The sequence below is a fragment of the Nocardia sp. NPDC004123 genome, from assembly GCF_053603795.1.
In genome coordinates this window covers 340,606-357,332 of record NZ_JBSGGG010000005.1, presented here as the reverse complement: position 1 = coordinate 357,332, position 16,727 = coordinate 340,606, and the positions used below count along the sequence as shown (strand labels likewise).

The window sequence follows — 16,727 nt, the reverse complement described above, 5'->3', positions numbered from 1 at the left end:
TGGGCTATGGCTGCTGATCAGGATCCGCCCGTTATCCCTGGTGTTCGTCGGAGCTTTGTCGAGGCTCGGGGTGTTCGATTCCATGTGACGGAGGCGGGGGAGGGGGTGCCTGTGCTGGCGTTGCATGGGTGGCCGCAGCATCACTACACGTATCGGGATCTGTTGGCGGATCCGCCGGCGGGGATGCGGATCATTGCGCCGGATCTGCCGGGGTATGGGTGGTCGGGGGCGGCGCCGCATCGGTGGGCGAAGGATGACGTGGCCAGTGATCTGCTGGCGCTGATGGATGCGTTGGGGTTGGACGAGAAGGTCTTGCTGGTGGGGCATGACTGGGGCGGGTGGGTTGGGTTTCGGATGATTCTCAGGGAGCCTGAGCGGTTTCGGGGGTATCTGGTGTGCAATATGGCGCATCCTTGGTCGCCGCCAGGGGTGGTGGCTCGGCAGGCTTGGCGGATGTTGGCGTATCAGCCACTGGTGGCGAGTGTGGGGGTGCCGCTCCAGCAGCGGACTCGGTTCCTGGAGTGGCTGATCGGGGCGGCCGCCAAGGGGGAGAACCGGTTTGATCGGGAGACTATCGAGATTTTTGCGGAGCGGTTCCGGGATCCGGTGGTGGCGCGGTCCGCGCGGGATACGTATCGGACGTTTCTGTTGAAGGAGGTGCCGGCGGCGGTTCGGAATCCGGAGCGCAGGCGGGCTACCGTGCCGGTGCGGGCGTTGTTCGGGAAAGACGATGCGGCGGTGCACTATTCGCTGGCTGCGGCGGAGACGGCGCGGGCGGATGACTACACGCTCGAAATGGTGGAGGGGTGCGGGCATTTCATCGTCGATGAGCGGCCCGAGCTGGTGCGGGCGCGGCTGATCGAGTTGGCGGCTGAGACCGCGTAGGTGGTGTGGCCGGTGCAGGCTCGCACTAGTGGGTGATTTCCGGTCGAAATGGTGGTGGGTGGCGGGGAAGGTGCGGGATCTGACCGGGTTACCGTCTGCGGCGTCTGATGGCTGCTGTGGCCTCGTCGACGCATCTGTCGACCGATTGATACACGTCGGCCGCGGCGTACCTCAGCACGAGCCACCCATCGAGCATGAGCTCGTTCTGTCGACGCCTGTCGTGACGGAAGGCCCTGGACTCGCTGTGGAATTCGCGGCCGTCGATCTCTATGACGGTGCGCGATCGTTCGTCGACGAAGTCGCAGCGGTACGGGCCGATCGGGTGATTGCAGAGCAGGCGCATGCCTCGGCGGTTCAGGGCTCGCGCGAACAGGCGTTCCGGCTCCGACGCCGCGTGGATCGCGGCCTCGCGGAGTTGTCTACGAACAGTGGAAGACCCATGCAGGTGGGATTCGCACAATTCGAGCAAGGCCGGCCCTGACACGCGCCGGCCCACGTGCAGATCGATCAGCGCATCGGCCTCACGCTCGGGAAGGACCGAGGCGCAGTCGAACACGGTCAAGGCCGCTGTCGTGAGAGGCAGGTCGTAGCGTTCGTCGATCCATTCGGCGCGGAGACGGCGGCGGTAGAGCCGCAGCCAGTCCGGGGTGCTGCGGTCGGAATCCTTGGGGATGGTCGCCTCCACGTGGGTCGGCTCATCAGGAAGGAGTCCGTGCAACCAGGCGGCGGTGCGATGGCTGAGGATCGCGCGGGGCTGCCAGGCGATGACCGCATGACATCTATCGAGAGTGGTCGGCGCGCCGAGGCAATACGTACGAGGGAGGAGTCTTCTGTAGACGCCGCGCCGGGAGCGGTCGTTGATCGTGCCGACCGGGATGCCCTCCGCAAGGAGTTCGCTGCGTGTACGAATCATCGGGCAAGCGTGTCACTGTGCCCGGACAAAACCGTCGCGGCGAGCTGTGATTATGTCGAGTCTGTGGATGGCGGTGCGGCTGTGGAAATAAGTTGATTCGAGTGTGCCGACATTTCACTTGCGGATGAACCGGCCGGCGGTTGCTCGCGAGTCGTCGACGAGGCGGGCCGACGCGATGCTGGTGAGGTTTCGTCTGTGCAAACTCTTGCGGGGACGGGAGTAGGTGCTGTTGGTTGCTGGAGTCAAGGAAACCTGGGTTGACCTGGCGGAACCAGCGTGTGCGGCGGCTGTGAGGCGGCGGCTGGCGATATGGTGGCGGGCGCAGTTCGGCTCCTCTGGCTAGAAATTGGTCAAGTGACCGACTAGTCTGCGGGAAACCTGAAATGAAACAGGTTCACTCTTTGGCGGGTGCGGGCTGGGTTCGCATTGTCGCGGGTGTGGAAGTGAGGATGCGATGACTCTGTCCCGGCGGGCTGTGCTGGTGGGGGCTGCGGTGGGCGGCGTGGGGGCCGGTGCGGCGGCGTTCGGTGCGAATATGGTTGGGGCGCAACCCATCAGGCATCGGGCTGCGGGGCAGGATTACCTGGTCGGGGTGGGGATCGCGGATATCACCGGGGCCCCGGCGGGGCAGGGGATGATGGGGTACTCCGAGGCCGACCAGGTCACTACGGGGCTGTTGACACGGTGTTATGCGCGGGCCTACGTCGTGGTGGATCAGGCTACGGGGGATCGGGTTGCGTTCGTGAATACGGACAATGCCTGCTTGTTCCAGTCGGTGCATCTGGTGGTGATGCAGCAACTTCAGCAGCGGTTCGGGGATCTGTATACCGAGCGGAACGTCAATCTCAATGCGACGCACAACCACAACTCGTGTGGTGGTACCGCGCGGGAGTATGCGTATTCGCTTGCGGCCATGGGGTTTCAGCAGAACTCGCATGATGCCGAGGTGAACGGGATCGTGAAGGCGATCGTTGCGGCGCACGAGAATCTCGGGCCGGGGTCGATCATGCTCGGGCGGGGGGAGTTGCACGATGCCAGCGTGAACCGGTCGCGGGTGGCGTTCGAGGCCAATCCGGATGAGGACAAGGCAGCGTTTCCGGATGCCATCGATCCGCAGGTCACCGTGCTGCGATTCCGGCAGGGCGGCAAGGATGTCGGGGCGATCACCTGGTTCGCGACGCACGGTACCTCGCTGACCGATCGCAACACCCTCATCTCCGCGGACAACAAGGGATACGCCAGCTATCGCTGGGAGCACGACGAGATGGGTGTGCGGCACCTGGACGGCGCGCCGTCGTTCGTGGCCGCGTTCCCGCAGACCAATGCGGGCGATATGACGCCCAATCTGTGGATCCGGCCCATGCATCCGTCGGGGCCGACCGAGGACAATCGCACCAACTGCGCCATCATCGGTGAACGCCAATATCAGGCGGGCCGAAAAGCTTTCGACGCCGCGACGCCGATGGGCAGTGCCGGCGTGGATTCGGTGCTGCACTATGTGAACCTCGCGGACACCGCCATCGCCGGCGACTACACCCCGGATGGCAAGCCGGCCCGCACCTCGCCCGCCATGATGGGCGCGGCGGCCATGGCGACCAGCACCGAGGACAACTGGAACTCGCAGCTGTCGTTCCTGCAGGAGGGCGACGCCAATCCGATGGTGGCCGCGCTCGGCGGACTCAACTCGCCGATCGAAGACTGGATGCGAGATGTGCAGGCGCCCAAGCTGATTCTGGCCCCACTGGGAGTGCTGCCGCCGCGGCCGTGGGTGCCGCAGATCGTGCCGCTGCAGCTGATGCGCATCGGCGATCTGGTGCTGGCCTCGGGGCCGTCGGAGTACACGGTCGTGTCGGGGCTGCGAATCCGGCGACTGGTGGCGCGGGCATTGAATGTGCCGCTGGAGAACGTGCTGCTGCAGGGCTACGCCAATGGCTACTGCGGATACGTCACCACCCCTGAGGAATACGCCTCCCAGCAGTACGAGGGCGGCGAAACCCTGTACGGGCGTTGGACGCTTTCCGCCCACATGCAGGAATTCGACCGGCTGGCAAAGGCTTTGGCGGCGCGCATCGACCTCGGCCGCGGCCCGGCCCCGCTCGACTGGGCCTTCGGATTGCAGCCGAACCTGCTGTCGCCGGTCCCGGCCGATCTGCCGCACGCCGGACGCGTCTACGGTGATGTCCTCACCCAGCCTGACGCGAACTACGGTGCAGGACAAATGGTTTCGGTGGAATTCGTCGGCGCTCACCCCAATAACAACTTCCGCCTGGACGGCACCTACTTCGAGGTCCAGCAGGGCTCCGGCGATGACTGGCGGCGCGTCTACGACGACAACGACTGGTGCACCGAACTGCACTGGTCCCGCCCGGACGGCCAGCCCGCCGCCTCCACCATCGCCATTCAGTGGACGGTGCCCGACACTGCCCCTTCGGGCCGCTATCGCATTCAGTACACCGGCGACAGTCGCGACGGCGCCGGAACGATCAACGAATTCACTGGAACATCAGCGGAATTCGTGGTCGGCTGAGGCATGGTATTTGTCCGGCCGGCCGAAGCGGTCGACGAGAAGTTCCTGTGGGCCATGCTGTTCGAGGCGTCACACGCCCGTGACCGGGGCCTGACCTCGCCCGAACAACTGATGGATCAGTCGAATGTGGCGCCTTACGTCCAAGACTGGGGCGCCGCAGGTGATCTCGGTGTGGTCGGCGGGACCGACGGGGTGCTGCTGGGCGCCGCCTGGCTGCGCAGGTTCACCGCCGAGAACGCCGCCTTCGGCTACGTCGATGACGACACTCCAGAGCTGGCAATCGGTGTCGCACCCGAGAGCCGTGGGACCGGACTCGGGACGAAGCTGATGACCTCACTCCTCGACGCCGCCCGCGAGCAGTACGGCGCCGTGAGTCTGAGTGTCCGCCTGGAGAATCCGGCCCGGCGACTCTACGAACGTCTCGGCTTCGTCGACGTCCCGGGATCGGAGCAGATCAATCCGGCCGGAACCACCAGCATCACAATGCTTCTCCGCTTCCGCTGATCGACGGCCCTTCGACACAATGCCACTCTGACCGGGCTGCAGCGCAGCCCGTTGGCGTCGACCATTCGCCGTCCGCCTGTCGGCCGACCAGCCCTGGACTCCACCCGATCAGTCCTGCGGTGCGAGGTCGAATGCCAGCCGCCCTGGCGCGAGATAGTCGTCGCGGTCCAGCAGCATCCGGACCTCCGGCCGCTCACCCTCCGGCATCCGCGCGACCTCCTCGTGCAGCGGCGTCCGGAACGCCTCACCCCGGGCGGTGATCAGCGGCAGCCAGTTGTCGTGATGGTTGGGCACGAACACCTTCGGCCGCAGCGCCTCGATATAGCTGCGCGGGTCCCGCAGCCCATTCGTGAACTGGTTGTACCCCTGCACCGCGCCGATGTGCACGTCCGATGCGGGCAGCGCGCGCAGCACATCCAGGACATGCGGTGCCTTGTCCAGCAGCGGGCCGGAGGAATCGTGCCAGGTCAGCACGAAATCGCCGAGCCGGAACTGGTACAGCAGAACTCCGCCCTCCGGCGCGAGCAGATTACGGGCCAGGTGTCTGGCGTCGGCCAGCCCCGGGGGATAGGCGCGAATATCGCACAGGCAGGGCTTGGGTCGCACGGGTGCGGAGGCATCCGCCCCCTCGTGCCGCGGTGTCCGTGCCGAGTGCAGGTGGCGCACCGCGGTCACCGAAAGCCCCGGCGCGAGCTCGAAGTCGTAGCGGTCACCCGGCGCGGACTTGCCGGAACCCAGTTCCTGACAAGCCAATTCGGCCCCGCCGACCTGCTTTCGAGCCGTTGCGCAATGTTCGGCTGTCCCGTGCACCACCGCCCCGCTCGCCCGCGCGATCGCCCCGGCATCGGCCGCATGATCGAAATGCCCGTGCCCGATGAAGATCGCCGCTGGATCCAGCGCCGCGACCTCCTCCGGCCCGGTCGGCACGTACCCGGACGTCGCCCCGCGCGGCACCCACGCGTCCAGCAGAAACACCACGCCGCCCATGGCCACCGCGAAACTGGCACACCCGAACCAGGACACCAGCACCTGATCCTCCCGCACCGCCCCGCTGACCGGGTCCACCGCCGCCTCCCCGAAAAAGTGCTGACGTGCGGCAATGGTCTGACTACTGGCCACCCGGTACCCCTTTGTCTCGCGTCACAGCGGACACCGCCCGCCGCCGCCCCGCATTCTGCCCCGCATCCGCCTGACCTGTCATCCGACTGCCCTCACCACCGGTCCCCGCACAACCCTCGGCGTATCCGCCCTGCAACCCGGCGCCGCACCGTCGCCGGATACATCGCTCGGCTCGGAGGCGTGAGCGAGGCAGCAGTATCACCGAGGCCCAGAGCGCAACGCTCGGCGGATATGCCCTGAAGCCTGGCTTCACATCGCAGCTCGCGGCGTCTCTTGGCTCGGTGGCGCGAGCACGGTCGCACTATCACCGACAGTGATGCCGCAGACCGCACGGCGACCACGCAATTGTTCGAGACGCGTATTGCTCGAGCCTCTCCGATATGTCGTACGGCACGATCGAGCGGGTGCTGTGGTCGCCAATCGTCGTTCGGTCGCGTTCGTGCCGACCGCGGCAGATATGCCTGGAACGACGGATGCGCTGCGGGGCGAGGAGTCGCCGCCGGGGGTGCGGACGCCACTCATCCGACCTTCGATCGGCCGAATTGGTCGAGGCCGAAGCCAATTGGTTGTCGTCGCCCGGGTTCTGGAATGGTGGGGATTCTCATCTGCTCGATGGCCGACATCCGGATCTCGGGCCGGACATCGGCCTCGCCGATTGGTCCCACGCCAGTGGGAACGGGGCCGGCGGGCGTGTGGGTGAACGCCAGGGAGCGGGTTATCAAGGGGCGCTCGCACACTCGCGTAGGTAACCGAGACCTTGCCGTTGCCGTGGGCTATCGGTTGGTGAATCCTGGAATCACACCGTGACTAAGCGGTCGGTAAATGTTCAGCCTGCTGTTAATCAATCGGCGTTGCATCGAATTCAGAGGTAGCTGAACGAAGGCTGCCGGTAGGGCAATGGGGGCCTGACATGTATCCGGAAGTGCGTGCGGGCGCGCATGATCGCGATGACCACAAGTACACGATGCGCATCAGCCGGCTGGCGATCGACAAACTCGGCATTCGGCTCTACGACAGGGTCTCGGCGGTCCTGGCCGAACTCATCGCCAATTCCTACGATGCCGACGCCACCGAGGTGGAGGTCGTGCTGCCGTGGGGCGCGATGCTGGCCGGAACCGTCAGGGCCGCAGACGAACCGGTGTACGAGATCGTCGTCTCCGACAACGGGCACGGGATGACCGCCGAGGAGATAAACGAGCACTACCTGATGGTCGGATCCGACCGACGCGTGCGCACCGGGTCCGATCTGTCCCGGGAACGGCGGCGGCCGGTGATGGGGCGCAAGGGAATCGGCAAGCTGGCCGCCTTCGGCATCTGCCGCACCATCGAGGTGATCACGGCCGGCAGCCGGGACGAGGACCGAACACCCTTGGGGTGGATCGTCTCCCACATCGTGATGGACCTCGACGACATGCTCTCCGACACCGAGAGCGATTACTTCCCCCGCCCGGGCCGTCTGGACGGCACCTTCACCTCCCAACGGGGCACCACCATCATCCTGCGGAATTTCTTTCGCAAGCGGGTAAATACGGGGACCGAACTGAACCGGCAGCTGGCGGCCCGGTTCGGCATCGAACGCGCGGACTGGCGGGTGGAGGTGCGCAATGCCATCGGCCCGGAGAGCTTCATTCTCAGCCAGCTGCCGATCGACGTCATGGAGGAGACCCGGATCGACGCCGGCCGGGTGCCGGTGCGATTCGGGCGGCAATTCCTGCCGGTGACGGGCTGGATCGCCTATTCGAAACAGCCGTACCGTGACGAGGCGATGGCCGGGGTCCGCATTTACGCGCGCGGCAAGATCGTCGCGCAGACAAGGGATTTCGGTATCTCCTCCGGATTCACCGGCGAGTTCAAACTGCGCTCCTATCTGGTCGGCGCGATCCACGTCGACTGGCTCGACGATGACGACGATCTCGTCCGCTCCGACCGCCAGGACATCATGTGGAGCTCCCCGCGCGGTGAGGCGCTCGCGCAGTGGGGCCGGGCGCTGATCAAGGAGATCGGCAGGCTCGGCGAGAAATCCATCCGCCGCCGGGTCTGGGAGGAGTTCGTCGAGCGCTCCCGCATCCACGAGACCCTCGACGCCATCGCGCCCGGCGACCGCGTGTTCCGCGACTCCGTCCTGGACGCGGCACGAATCCTGGTGGCGCACAAGGATCGTGCCTCGATGGACGATCCCGCGCACATCGAGAACATGCTGCGGCTGGCGCTGTCGCTGGGCCCGCAGCGCAGTCTGCTCGACACCCTCAAGGAGATCGCCGAGGACGCCGATCCCGCACTGGACGTCGTGGTCGCGCTGTTCGAGCGGGCCCGGGTGGCCGAGATCTACTCGCTGGGCCAGATCGCCAGTGAGCGTGTCGCCGTGGTGAACCGGCTACGCTCGCTCATCGACGACCGCCGCTCCCTGGAACGACCCTTCCAGGAGCTCATCGAATCCGCCCCCTGGCTGCTCGCCCCCGAGTGGACCCCGCTGGGCATGAACGAATCCCTCAAACGCGTGCGCGCCAGCTTCGAACGCTGGTACGCACAGAAGTTCGGCACCCCGCTGGTGACCACGTCCATCGGCAGCGAGAAGCGCGAACCCGACTTCGTCCTGCTGCACGACTCCGGCGAGCTGTGGATCGTCGAGATCAAGCGCATGGACTACCACCTCACCGACGAGGAGTACAACCGCGCCGTCAACTACCTCTACGAACTCGACCACTTCCTCGACGAGAACCCCCGCATCGGCGCCCAATTCCCGCGCCGCCGCCTCACTTTCATCGTCGACCACATCGACAAGCTCGGCCCCGCGTCCCTCTCCTCCCTGGTCAGCGACCAGCGAGTGGACCGCCGCACCTGGCGCGAACTCCTCGACGCCACCCTCCGAGCCCACCGCGACTTCCTCGAACGCGTCTACGCCATGCGAGATCCCGAAGCCGACGAGAACACCCCGCCCCGAAACATGCGCGCCGGCTGAGGAAACCAGGATCAGGGAGCTCTCATCGGGGAGATTCGCCGAATCGCCACCACCAGAGCTGCCTGATCCCCAGCGACCCCGGGGTGGGGTCGCCCGCGCCGCATTGTCAGCGCCGGGCCGGAGGGGCACGGCCCGCGTGACGCGGCAGTGCGCGATGCGGGGCGCGGTGCCCGGGCCGAAGAAGGGCCGGCCCGGGCACCTGCGGCGCAAGGCGCCGCGAAAGATGAGGCAGCTGGTCGCGACTCGCGGTGACCTCGTCCCGCGGACGCGAATGTACAAATGCGATGCGGCGGCCGTGCAGGGGTGACACCGCACGACCACCCTGGGCGAACCAGGATCAAGGAGCTCTCAGCGCGGAGATTTGGTTGTATCACCGCCATCGCAGCTCTCTGATCTTGGTCGGGGAGTTGGTGGGAATGTGCGTCCGTGGGCGCGGGAGGGCGGTTGTGGTGGTACGGGATTCGGAGTGAAACGGGATGTGCGGGAAGGGCGTTGGCCAGGGGGATTGGCGCAGAGGAAGCCGGCGGGCGAGTGATACGTGGGGACAGGGAAATTCGATAGGGAGGTAGGGCCGTGTGAGTTGCCTTGGCTGTAGGAGCGGCTGGGCGGGCGTGGCGGCCGACCGTGCGGGCCGGGGGCGTGACACCATGGACCGCGGCACGCGCGGGGGCGTGGGAGTCCGGTCGGATCGAGAAGGTTTGGTAATGGTGCACGGCACGGTGAAGTGGTTCGACAGCGAAAAGGGGTTCGGGTTCCTGAGCCCGGACAGTGGCGAGCCGGACGTGTTCGTGGAGTACACCGCGGTGGAGGGCGAGGGCTTCCGGTCGCTTGTGGAGGGGCAGCGGGTCGAGTTCGAGGTGCGGCGCACCAAGCCGGGGCCCGAGGCGCTGATCGTGCGGGTCATCGCGGGAGCCGACTACTGAGACGCGGCGCCCGGCCGAACACGCACGCGGCGGTCGTCCCGAGGTGATCGGGGGCGGCCGCCGCTGCGTGATGCTCGGGGGATGCTGTCAGCCGTGCAGCCGCCGCCGGAAGAATTCCGCGCACAGAGCCTGTGCATGTTGCCGGTGGGCCGCGTTGTCCCCGACGAATTCCACGGCGGCTCGCTCGAATTCGGCGGAGATGAACGTCGCGATCGGTTCGGGCACGCTGCCGGCGCCCATTTCCCGGGTGCGGGATTTCAATTCCGTCAGTTCTTTCACCGCAGTAGTGAAATCGCCGGGAAGGTCGCATTCGTCGAGCAGGGTCGGCAAATGCATCGGCGCCGCCACTTTATCCGGGTATTCGTGTAGCCAGCGCAATGCCATGGCCGGCCGCAACGAATAGAACACCTTTTTCAGCGAACGATTGGTATCGAAGAGACGCCACTGCCGGCGGCCCAGATGCAGGTAGTGCCGGGCCACCCGGTTGCGGTCGGCGACTTCGTCGGCCAGTGCGCGCAATTCGTCCCGGAATTGCGCGTCACCGCGGTAGACGATCGGCGACATCAGCCATTCGATGAGGACTGCGTTCCCGTTAACCAGCAATCGCAGCGCCTTCACGAGGTCCCAGCCATTGACATCGAGTAAGCCAACCAAAGGGGTCTCGATGACGTCGCGACCGGGCCAGGGGGTGAGGTAGCCGTCCAGCGGCCGGAGGTAGACGAAGCGGCAGTCGTAGTCCGAGTCGGGGGAGGGGAAGCCCCAGGCGCGGCTGCCGCTCTCGATGGCGAGCAGCACGTCGACGCGGTGTTCGCGCACGATCCGGTCCAGTTCGCCGTCGATCGTGGCGACCACCGCCGGGTCCATGGAAGCGAGGATCGAGCGCAGGGTCATGACGGTCGACGTTAGCGCCCCGGGATCCCGCTGGTCCACGCGTTTTCCGTGCGACGAGGCCCCCAGAAATAGGGGCGTGATAGCCGCGTTATATGGCGGGAATTCGACACTCATATGAATAGGACCACAGAATCCGGATGGTGTGACGCCAGTCACATAACGTAAATCCGCCGTAACAGGCCGTGAAACCGGCCCGATAGGCTTCACGTCAGAAAGTTCGTACGGAATTCAGAAGAGGTATTTTCATGATCCCCGTTATCATCGACACCGGTTCCGCTGCCCTCAACGGCCTGCTCGACACCGGTTCGGCCGCGCTGCACGGCATCCTGTCCACCCTGTGGACCGGCTCCTTCGGCCGCTAGGAACTGCTGACGTCGATTACTCGACTTTCGAAAGCCCGGTCTCGGACTCCGTAGCTCCGACGCCGGGCTTTCGGCTATCCGTGAAGGATGTCTCAACGCCCTGAATTGCGTCTCGAGAGCGCGCAAGTCCGTCGAAGTCAGCCGAAAGTCGAGGTCGCACTTTCGCTGGGACACCTTCCCGGCAATGCCCTATTTCGGCTACGCCGTGGCCGACATCATGATCGCCGCTGCGGACCAGGCCGCCGACACCCCGGCCTGGTGGGATGCCGACCTACCGGCCGCCTGACGTGGAACCCGCAGGTGAGAAGCGATGCACCGAAAGATCCACGCGAGAAGCGGAATCGGGGCTGTCACTGTGAATATCGAAGCGCTGCAGTCACTGGCGCAGATCTGGACCGACGGCGCGGCGGCAGATCCGCTGCTGACGGCCGAAGTTGCCGCCTGAGTCGTGCTGCCCGGGCCGGTTCCGGGATCTCCGACACACACTCCGGGTAAACCCGCAGTTCACAGGTTTGATGGCAGTTGCCTACCAGGCGGTAAAACCCCCCGGATCCCAGCGCACTAAGCTATCGCCCGTAAATCCCGGAACCCTTCCTCAGGAGTACCCCACCGTGAGCCAAGCAGGCCGTCCTGTTGTTCTGATCGCCGACAAGCTCGCCCAGTCGACCGTCGACGCGCTCGGCGACGGTGTCGAGGTGCGCTGGGTCGATGGCCCCAACCGCCCCGAGCTGCTCGCGGCCGTGCCGGAAGCCGATGCGCTGCTGGTCCGTTCGGCCACCACCGTCGATGCCGAGGTGCTCGAGGCCGGCAAGAACCTCAAGATCGTCGCCCGGGCCGGCGTCGGCCTCGACAATGTCGACGTGCCCGCGGCCACCGAGCGCGGCGTCATGGTCGTCAACGCGCCGACCTCCAACATCCACACCGCCGCCGAGCACGCCGTCACTCTGCTGCTTTCGGCCGCCCGCCAGATCCCGGCCGCCGACGCCACCCTGCGCGAGCACACCTGGCAGCGCAGCAAGTTCAACGGTGTCGAGATCTTCGGCAAGACCGTCGGCGTCATCGGCCTGGGCCGTATCGGCCAGCTGTTCGCGCAGCGTCTCGCCGCCTTCGAGACCAAGGTCGTCGCGTACGACCCCTACACCTCGCCGGCCCGCGCCGCCCAGCTGGGCATCGAGCTGCTGACCCTGGACGAGGTGCTCGAGCGCGCCGACTTCATCTCCATTCACCTGCCCAAGACTCCTGAGACCAAGGGCATGCTGAACAAGGAGACGCTCGCCAAGACCAAGAAGGGCGTCATCATCGTCAACGCCGCCCGCGGCGGTCTGATCGACGAGCAGGCCCTGGCCGACGCCATCACCTCCGGCCACGTGCGCGCCGCCGGTATCGACGTCTTCGAGACCGAGCCGTCCACCGACAGCCCGCTGTTCAACCTGCCGCAGGTCGTGGTGACCCCGCACCTGGGCGCCTCCACCGCCGAGGCCCAGGACCGCGCCGGCACCGATGTCGCCAAGTCCGTCCAGCTCGCCCTCGCCGGCGAGTTCGTGCCCGGCGCGGTGAACGTCACCGGTGGCGCGGTCAACGAGATCGTCGCCCCGTGGCTGGACATCGTCCGCAAGCAGGGCGCGCTGCTGGGCGCCCTCGCCGACGAGCTGCCGGTCTCCCTCGAGGTCCAGGTGCGCGGCGAGCTGTCCTCGGAAGACGTTGCGGTGTTCGAGCTCTCGGCTCTGCGCGGCGTGTTCTCGGCCCTCATCGAGGACTCGGTGACCTTCGTCAACGCCCCGTCGCTGGCCAAGGACCGCGGCCTCGAGGCCTCCGTCACCACCCACAGCGAGAGCCCGACCCACCGCAGCCTGGTCGACCTGCGCGCCGTGTTCGGCGACGGCCGCACCCTGAATGTGGCCGGCACCCTGACCGAGCCCGCCCAGGTCGAGAAGATCGTCAACATCAACGGCCGCAACTACGACATGCGCGCCGAGGGCCTGAACCTGGCCGTCCTCGCCTACGAGGACAAGCCCGGCCAGCTCGGCCGCCTGGCCACCAAGCTCGGCGACGCGGGCATCGACATCCTCGCCGCCCAGCTCACCCAGGACCTCGACCAGGAAGGCGCCACCGTCGTCCTCCGCGTCAACAAGGAGGTCCCGGCCGACGTCCAGACCGCCATCGCCGAGGCCGTCGGCGCGGCCAAGGTCGCCCTGGTCAGCCTGGACTGAGATAGACCGCTACGCGATGAGGGCCCCTTCCACGGACAGTGGAAGGGGCCCGATGCGTTCGGGGGGAAGTATCAGCGACCCGGCCGGCGATCCCGGGCTTCGATCGCGTCGCGCGCTTCGGCCAGACCGGCCGTCGGGTCCTGGTCCCGGTACAGCTTGATGGCCTGGATCTTCTTGCCGCGCTGCAGGAGATCGTCGATCGCGCTGTAGTCGATGACGCCGCCAGGATCGGCGATACCGAGATGCTCGATGATGAGATCGATCTTGCGTTCCAGGCGATGAAGTTTGCGCTCGAGTCGGAGATTGTCGAACATCCACCGAACACTACCGACGCCGCCATGATTGATGAATGCGAGGAAAGACGCCGCCGACCGAGCCGCTGTCCGCGCGGGAGCGGCGCAATCTGCTGATCGGGAGCACTGTCGTCGTCGCGCTGATCGTGGCGGGGGTGGTGGCGTGGGCGGTGTTCGATCATCGGCCGGATTACTCGCGCTCCGAGAATGGTTGTGTCGCAGTGCTTTCCGCCGGGACCATGGGTGGTCAGCAGCAGCGGGCGTGTGGCACGCAGGCGCAGGAATGGTGCCGGACGGTGGCGGGGCAGCAGGACGCTCTCGCTCTGCGCGTGCAACAGGAGTGCCGCCGCGCGGGAATTCGGCCCTAGCCCACGTGCCGCCACGACCGGTGCGAGCGGCCGGTGATCCCACTGGTTGGGAGCGATTCGCCCTGGTGAAAGGGGTTGCGGGCGTACCCGCTATGGTGGCCGGTGACTCTCCTGCCAGCGCGGAGAGGATCACCCGCGCGTTTTATCGAACGGAGCATGGATTTCATGAAACTGGCTGTCATTCCGGGCGACGGTATCGGTCCCGAGGTCATCGCCGAGGCCCTCAAGGTGCTCGACGTGGTGGTGCCCGGTGTCGAGAAGACCGAATACGACCTGGGAGCCAAGCGGTTCCATGCCACCGGCGAGATCCTCCCGGACAATGTCATCCCGGAGCTCAAGCAGCACGACGCCATCCTGCTGGGCGCCATCGGCGACCCGTCGGTGCAGAGCGGCCTGCTCGAGCGCGGCCTGCTGCTGCGCACCCGCTTCGAGCTGGACCACCACGTGAACCTGCGCCCGTCCAAGCTGTACCCGGGCGTCACCAGCCCGCTCGCGGCCAACCCGGACATCGACTTCGTGGTCGTGCGCGAGGGCACCGAGGGCCCTTACACGGGCACCGGCGGCGCGATCCGCGTCAACACCCCGCACGAGGTGGCCACCGAGGTCTCCACCAACACCCGCTTCGGCGTCGAGCGCGTGGTCCGCTACGCCTTCGAGACCGCCCGCAAGCGCCGCAAGCACCTGACCCTGGTGCACAAGAACAACGTGCTGGCCTTCGCCGGTTCGCTGTGGTCGCGCACGGTCGCCGAGGTCGGCGCGGAGTACCCGGACATCGAAACCGCCTACCAGCACATCGATGCCGCCACCATCCACATGGTCACCGACCCGGGCCGCTTCGACGTGATCGTCACCGACAACCTGTTCGGCGACATCATCACCGACCTGGCCGCCGCCGTCTCCGGTGGCATCGGCCTGGCCGCCTCCGGCAATATCGACGCCTCGGGCACCAACCCGTCCATGTTCGAGCCGGTGCACGGTTCGGCCCCGGACATCGCGGGCCAGTCCAAGGCCGACCCGACCGCCGCGATCCTCTCGGTGTCCCTGCTGCTGAACCACCTCGGCAAGGCCGAGGAGGCCGCCCGCATCGAGGCCGCCGTCGCCAAGGATCTGGCGTCGCGCTCGGGCGCCGGCTCGACCGTCGAGGTCGGCGACCGGATCGCCGCCTCGCTCTAGCGTTCCACGGTCGAGCCCCCGTTCCCGCGACCGCGGGAACGGGGGCTTTTCCTTGTTCACGGCCGGATATCGAGCCCGACAAGGTGATTCGCCGGTCCGTACCACCCGGCGAATCGTCCAAACCCGACTACTTCACACGCTTCGTCCGTTCCCTCTCCGTCGCCGAAATGTAATCCTGGGAGGGGTTTCGTTGAAACCTCCTGGGCCAGTGAGGCATATCGCACATTTTTATTCGGATGCGAAAACTTAACGGGCACAGCTCTTCCTGATTTGCCGACGATCAGCCGGTCACCGGGAACCCCTGGGCACCAACGGGACTGCCGCCAGCGCCACCACCGCCGCCAGCAGGTAGGTGATCGAAAAACCGGCCGCGGTGATCAATGCGCCGAAGGCCGGGGCGATCACGGCCGCCGCCAGGTTCTGGCCCGTGTTCTGGATACCCAGCCCGCGACCCGACCAATAGGGACCGGCGATCTCGGCGACAGCCGTGAAGGCCAGGCCGTTGTCGGCCACCGTGATGACCGACGCCGCGACCAGAATCGGGACGGCCGCCCACCACTGGTGCGTCCAGGCCGCTACGGCCAAGGCGGACATGGAGATTACGGCCGCGATCGCCACCGTGTGCAGCGGCCGCAACCGGCTGCCCACCTGATCCGACCAGATTCCCGCGCCGATTCGCCCTCCCGCGCCCAGGATTTGGGTGGCCGTGACCAGCGCGCCCGCCGCCGGCAGCGACATGCCGACATCCCGGTGCAGCCACAGCAGGCCGAAGGTCCAGATGGTGGCCTGCGGGATCACCAGCAGAATCGACACCCCGTGAATGCGCCACAGCGTGGAGTCGCCGCGGTACGGGTTGGCGGGACGCCCTGCGCCCCCGGCGGATTCGGGCCGCGGCGGATCCACGATCCCGAACAGGCAGCCGACCGCGGCCGCGCCCGCCATGGCCGCGGGGACCAGGACGGCCATCGAGAACCCGTGTGCCGCAGCGACGGCCGGGATGGTCATCGCGCCGACGGCCACGCCCAGCGGCTGGGCGGCCTGCCGGATGCCCATGGCCATCCCGCGCTGATCCGGCGGGAACCAGCCCACGATGACCCGCCCGCTGGCGGCATTGGTGCTGCCCGCTCCGGCCCCGGCCAGGAACAGCAATGCGCCCAGCGCAACATAGTTCGAGACCGTCGCCGCCGCCGCGCCCGCCGCGAACATCAGCGCGGGACCGGCTACCAGGGCCTTGTGCTCGCCCACATGATCGACGATCCAGCCCCACGCGATCAGCGTGCAGACCAGGCCGACGGTGGGCATGGCGACCAGCAGGCCGGCGGTGGCCAGCGGCATTCCGCGCTGGGTCAGTGCGGGCAGCAGGAAGGCGGTGCCGTGCACCAGCGCGGCGCTGGAGCTCTGGGCGAAGACGCCGAGCGCCAGCATGGTCCACCGTCGTTTCGTGCCGATCTGTGTCACGGTGGCCATGGCCCTCACCTCTGTCTCATTATGTGAAATAGACGTCCTACTCTGTGAACATCGGATCTCACCGTACACGTGATGCGCAAGACGATTTCTGGGACGAGCTGTCAGTTTGCTCACACTCGCCCACTGATCTTGT

At 66.7% G+C, this 16,727-nt stretch carries 14 protein-coding genes; 9 read left to right on the top strand and 5 right to left on the bottom strand.

The annotated features are described in order from the left end of the window. Nucleotides 1–6: 6 nt before the first annotated feature. Entirely contained in the window at nt 7–885 is an 879-nt protein-coding gene (locus ACWEQQ_RS09820) for an alpha/beta fold hydrolase (RefSeq protein WP_452347932.1), read from the top strand. Between the two features lie 88 nt (nt 886–973). On the opposite strand, the gene ACWEQQ_RS09815 is transcribed toward ACWEQQ_RS09820, so the two are convergent. After that, complete coding sequence (locus ACWEQQ_RS09815) at nt 974–1,798, bottom strand: DUF559 domain-containing protein (protein ID WP_452343995.1); 825 nt, start codon at nt 1,796–1,798, stop codon at nt 974–976. A gap of 454 nt (nt 1,799–2,252) precedes the next feature. Here ACWEQQ_RS09815 and ACWEQQ_RS09810 point away from each other — a divergent pair, with 454 nt between their 5' ends. Further along, nucleotides 2,253–4,325, top strand: coding sequence for a neutral/alkaline ceramidase (locus ACWEQQ_RS09810; protein ID WP_452347931.1), 2,073 nt, complete (start codon nt 2,253–2,255; stop codon nt 4,323–4,325). Nucleotides 4,326–4,328: 3 nt separating this feature from the next. After that, nucleotides 4,329–4,829: an N-acetyltransferase family protein gene (locus tag ACWEQQ_RS09805; protein WP_452347930.1), complete on the top strand. Its 501-nt coding sequence runs from the start codon at nt 4,329–4,331 to the stop codon at nt 4,827–4,829. Nucleotides 4,830–4,937: 108 nt separating this feature from the next. Here ACWEQQ_RS09805 and ACWEQQ_RS09800 read toward each other — a convergent pair whose 3' ends face one another. Then, nucleotides 4,938–5,948 carry an MBL fold metallo-hydrolase gene (locus ACWEQQ_RS09800; RefSeq protein ID WP_452347929.1) on the bottom strand — a complete coding sequence of 337 codons (1,011 nt, stop codon included), beginning with the start codon at nt 5,946–5,948 and terminating at the stop codon, nt 4,938–4,940. 910 nt (nt 5,949–6,858) lie between these two features. On the opposite strand from ACWEQQ_RS09800, the gene ACWEQQ_RS09795 reads away from it, so the two are divergent. Beyond that, entirely contained in the window at nt 6,859–8,907 is a 2,049-nt protein-coding gene (locus tag ACWEQQ_RS09795; RefSeq protein WP_452343999.1) for an ATP-binding protein, read from the top strand. Nucleotides 8,908–9,611: 704 nt separating this feature from the next. Next, entirely contained in the window at nt 9,612–9,830 is a 219-nt protein-coding gene (locus tag ACWEQQ_RS09790) for a cold-shock protein (RefSeq protein WP_452344000.1), read from the top strand. 87 nt (nt 9,831–9,917) lie between these two features. Here the strand turns inward: ACWEQQ_RS09790 and ACWEQQ_RS09785 are convergent, their stop codons facing one another. Further along, the gene (locus ACWEQQ_RS09785; protein WP_452347928.1) at nt 9,918–10,721 is read right to left on the bottom strand and encodes a nucleotidyltransferase domain-containing protein; all 804 of its coding nucleotides are present in this window, start codon (nt 10,719–10,721) and stop codon (nt 9,918–9,920) included. 672 nt (nt 10,722–11,393) lie between these two features. Here ACWEQQ_RS09785 and ACWEQQ_RS09780 point away from each other — a divergent pair. Together ACWEQQ_RS09780 and serA are read left to right on the top strand one after the other, a co-directional pair. Beyond that, complete coding sequence (locus ACWEQQ_RS09780; RefSeq protein WP_452347927.1) at nt 11,394–11,528, top strand: hypothetical protein; 135 nt, start codon at nt 11,394–11,396, stop codon at nt 11,526–11,528. Between the two features lie 166 nt (nt 11,529–11,694). Beyond that, entirely contained in the window at nt 11,695–13,293 is a 1,599-nt protein-coding gene (gene serA, locus ACWEQQ_RS09775; RefSeq protein WP_452344002.1) for a phosphoglycerate dehydrogenase, read from the top strand. A gap of 71 nt (nt 13,294–13,364) precedes the next feature. On the opposite strand, the gene ACWEQQ_RS09770 is transcribed toward serA, so the two are convergent. Continuing rightward, nucleotides 13,365–13,607: a hypothetical protein gene (locus ACWEQQ_RS09770; RefSeq protein ID WP_379386853.1), complete on the bottom strand. Its 243-nt coding sequence runs from the start codon at nt 13,605–13,607 to the stop codon at nt 13,365–13,367. A gap of 35 nt (nt 13,608–13,642) precedes the next feature. Here ACWEQQ_RS09770 and ACWEQQ_RS09765 point away from each other — a divergent pair, with 35 nt between their 5' ends. After that, nucleotides 13,643–13,954 (top strand): hypothetical protein, encoded by a 312-nt coding sequence (locus tag ACWEQQ_RS09765; protein WP_452347926.1) that lies wholly within the window; start codon nt 13,643–13,645, stop codon nt 13,952–13,954. Nucleotides 13,955–14,119: 165 nt separating this feature from the next. Beyond that, nucleotides 14,120–15,127 (top strand): 3-isopropylmalate dehydrogenase, encoded by a 1,008-nt coding sequence (locus ACWEQQ_RS09760; RefSeq protein ID WP_452347925.1) that lies wholly within the window; start codon nt 14,120–14,122, stop codon nt 15,125–15,127. Between the two features lie 288 nt (nt 15,128–15,415). On the opposite strand, the gene ACWEQQ_RS09755 is transcribed toward ACWEQQ_RS09760, so the two are convergent. Next, nucleotides 15,416–16,594, bottom strand: coding sequence for an MFS transporter (locus ACWEQQ_RS09755; protein ID WP_452347924.1), 1,179 nt, complete (start codon nt 16,592–16,594; stop codon nt 15,416–15,418). Nucleotides 16,595–16,727 lie beyond the last annotated feature (133 nt).

Excerpts from the sequence above, each read along its gene's own strand:
- ACWEQQ_RS09820 (WP_452347932.1), top strand. The coding sequence starts at position 7 with ATGGCTGCTGATCAGGATCCGCCCGTTATCCCTGGTGTTCGTCGGAGC.
- ACWEQQ_RS09815 (WP_452343995.1), bottom strand. The coding sequence starts at position 1,798 with ATGATTCGTACACGCAGCGAACTCCTTGCGGAGGGCATCCCGGTCGGC.
- ACWEQQ_RS09810 (WP_452347931.1), top strand. The coding sequence starts at position 2,253 with ATGACTCTGTCCCGGCGGGCTGTGCTGGTGGGGGCTGCGGTGGGCGGC.
- ACWEQQ_RS09805 (WP_452347930.1), top strand. The coding sequence starts at position 4,329 with ATGGTATTTGTCCGGCCGGCCGAAGCGGTCGACGAGAAGTTCCTGTGG.
- ACWEQQ_RS09795 (WP_452343999.1), top strand. The coding sequence starts at position 6,859 with ATGTATCCGGAAGTGCGTGCGGGCGCGCATGATCGCGATGACCACAAG.
- ACWEQQ_RS09790 (WP_452344000.1), top strand. The coding sequence starts at position 9,612 with ATGGTGCACGGCACGGTGAAGTGGTTCGACAGCGAAAAGGGGTTCGGG.
- ACWEQQ_RS09785 (WP_452347928.1), bottom strand. The coding sequence starts at position 10,721 with ATGACCCTGCGCTCGATCCTCGCTTCCATGGACCCGGCGGTGGTCGCC.
- ACWEQQ_RS09780 (WP_452347927.1), top strand. The coding sequence starts at position 11,394 with ATGCACCGAAAGATCCACGCGAGAAGCGGAATCGGGGCTGTCACTGTG.
- ACWEQQ_RS09770 (WP_379386853.1), bottom strand. The coding sequence starts at position 13,607 with ATGTTCGACAATCTCCGACTCGAGCGCAAACTTCATCGCCTGGAACGC.
- ACWEQQ_RS09765 (WP_452347926.1), top strand. The coding sequence starts at position 13,643 with ATGCGAGGAAAGACGCCGCCGACCGAGCCGCTGTCCGCGCGGGAGCGG.
- ACWEQQ_RS09760 (WP_452347925.1), top strand. The coding sequence starts at position 14,120 with ATGAAACTGGCTGTCATTCCGGGCGACGGTATCGGTCCCGAGGTCATC.
- ACWEQQ_RS09755 (WP_452347924.1), bottom strand. The coding sequence starts at position 16,594 with ATGGCCACCGTGACACAGATCGGCACGAAACGACGGTGGACCATGCTG.